This window comes from Sphingomonas sp. dw_22 (assembly GCF_018449795.1).
GTDB lineage: Bacteria > Pseudomonadota > Alphaproteobacteria > Sphingomonadales > Sphingomonadaceae > Sphingomonas.
In genome coordinates, this window is record NZ_JAAVVE010000095.1 from 1 (window position 1) to 1,153 (window position 1,153).

General features: G+C 61.1%; 1 protein-coding gene. It reads right to left on the bottom strand.

Annotation, left to right across the window (positions count from 1 at the left end; translation table 11 throughout):
- Positions 1 to 1,080: an IS630 family transposase gene (locus tag HB724_RS20275; protein ID WP_213982755.1), complete on the bottom strand. Its 1,080-nt coding sequence runs from the start codon at positions 1,078 to 1,080 to the stop codon at positions 1 to 3.
- Positions 1,081 to 1,153: the final 73 nt, after the last annotated feature.

The following is a 1,153-nucleotide window of genomic DNA, read 5'->3' on the forward strand; positions in this document are numbered from 1 at the left end:
CTAGTGATGGGAATCTAACACTTGGTGCCCGCGCTTGACGGCAGCGATGATTTTATCCGGATCGGCAGTCCAGACGAATGGCTTTGGGCTTTCGTTGTGCTCGGCAAGGAAGCGGTTGATAGCGGCCTGAAGGTCGACGAGCGAGTGGAAGACGCCGCGTTTGAGCCGGCGGTTGGTCAGCCTGGCAAAGAAACCTTCGACGGCATTGAGCCATGAGCACGATGTTGGCGTAAAGTGGAAGGTGAAGCGCGGGTGCCGGCCGAGCCATTCTCGAACCTTGGGATGCTTGTGGGCGGCGTAGTTGTCGAGGATGACGTGGATCGCCTTTCCAGCGGGCACCTGTGCTTCGATCAGGTTGAGAAAGTGGATGAATTCCTGGTGGCGGTGCCGCTGCATGTTGCGGCCGATCACGGTGCCATCGAGCACGTTGAGCGCCGCAAAGAGCGTGGTCGTGCCGTTGCGCTTGTAGTCGTGGGTCATGGTTCCAGCCCGCCCCTTCTTGAGCGGCAGGCCGGGCTGCGAGCGATCCAGCGCCTGGATCTGGCTCTTTTCGTCGAACGACAGCACGATCGCGTGAGCAGGCGGCGAGACGTATAACCCGACGACATCGCGTAGCTTCTCGACAAACTTCGGGTCATTCGAAAGCTTGAACTGGCGAACACGGTGGGGTTGCAGGCCATGGGCTCGCCAGATCCGCTGCACCGAACTGACGCTGATCCCCACCTCTGTCGCCATCATCAGCGCCGTCCAGTGGGTCGTCTCGCCGGGCGGATCTTCAAGCGTCCGGGCAACGACCCGCTCGGTCACCCTGGGAGCCAGGGGCTGGATCCGCGACGGACGGGTCTTGTCGCGGAGCAGTCCCTCCACTCCCTCCTGCATAAAGCGCTCTTGCCATCGCCATACGCAGGTCTTCGAAGTCCCGGTTCGCCGCATGATCTCGTTGGTGCCGACGCCGTCGCTCGTCAGCAGCACGATCTCAGCGCGCCACGCATGCTTCTGCGCCGCATTACGGTCCTTGATGATCCGATCGAGCCGATCTCTGTCGGACGGGGAAAGGCTGATCGAAATACCACTGCGCATCCAACCTGACTCGCACAATCGGCACGCTCCGGGAATCCATCACAGGATTCTTCCGTCAGACTTTGTCCACTAG